This window comes from Serratia sp. (in: enterobacteria), assembly GCF_051654945.1.
GTDB lineage: Bacteria > Pseudomonadota > Gammaproteobacteria > Enterobacterales > Enterobacteriaceae > Chania.
In genome coordinates, this window is record NZ_JBOFZA010000022.1 from 1 (window position 1) to 1,180 (window position 1,180).

Below are 1,180 nucleotides of genomic sequence, written 5' to 3' on the forward strand. Positions count from 1 at the left end.
ATAACTTTGATTTCAACATGATTAATGATGAAGAAGCACTGCCCACTGAGGAAACAGTTGAAGAGGTAGTTGAAGAAATCGAAGAAGTTGAAGAGGCAGCAGAGGAAGCTGAAGAGGCCGAGGAATCCGAAGAAGAGGAATCCGAGGAAGAAGCTGAAGAAGTCGTTGAAGAAGATGGCGAAGAAGAAGTTGACTTTGACGAATATGAAATTGACCTGCCGAACGGTGAAAAGGTTGTCCTGAGTGATCTGGTTAAAGGGTATAAGACTGCTGCTGAAGTAGAAGCGGAAGTCACTAAGCTCAAGTCTCTTGAGTCTGAACTGGAAACCAAGACTGCGGGGATGGACCGCTTCCTGAAGTTAGCTAAGCTGGAAGCTGAACGTGTTATTGAAGACTATGAAGACTTCGATTGGGTAACACTGGCTAAGGAAGATCCGCAGTCCTATGTAGAAAACCGTGAGTTCCTTGACAAGTACAAGGCTCGCCATAAGGAAATCATTGAAGCACAATCTGCTCTGGAAGAGCGTGATGCTGCTGAGAAAACCCGTATTGAGACTGAAAAGGCTCGCAGTGCTGCGGCTGAACTGGCTCGTGACATTCCCGGCTGGAATGAGAACCTGTATGTATCCCTGATGAAGTATGCAGTGGAGAAGGGTGCCAGTGAGGAAATGATCAAAGCGTGTACCGACCCGTTTGTGTTCAAGCTTCTGCACAAGAACATGGAGCATGAAAAGGGTGTACAAAAGGTGAAGGCCAAGGTTAAGAAGGTAGGCGGCGCTCCGAAGAAGGTTGTTAAATCCGCACCTGCTAAACCGGCTGTATCCAAAGACGCAAAGCGTGAATCGATGATCAAGAAGGCTGAACAATCTGGCGACATGACTGCCCTGTTCCACCTGCTTGTAGATTAATTTACAATTCTTTGCTATCTAAACTAGAAGTTGAGGGGTTATATAAGAGTATGACCCCTCTTTCTCAAAAGGAGAAAATTAATGGCAATTTTGACATCTTATGATCTGAATGGCAAGAAGGATTCTTTTGCCAACTGGATCTCTAATCTGTCTCCGACCGATACCTACTTTGTATCTGTCACCAAGAAGGAACAAGTACAAAACACTATGTTCCAATGGCAAACTGACTCTCTGGCTGCTGCTGACGTAAACAACGCTCAGAAGGAAGCAGA

2 protein-coding genes are annotated in these 1,180 nt (G+C 45.4%); both read left to right on the plus strand.

Translation table 11 applies throughout. The features are described 5' to 3' along the window. On the plus strand, nt 1-908 hold a 908-nt coding region (locus ACRDCA_RS00435), incomplete at its 5' end, for a hypothetical protein (protein ID WP_438687805.1). Nucleotides 909-989: 81 nt separating this feature from the next. Next, the coding region (locus ACRDCA_RS00440; protein ID WP_438687806.1) for an SU10 major capsid protein at nt 990-1,180 on the plus strand (191 nt) is incomplete at its 3' end.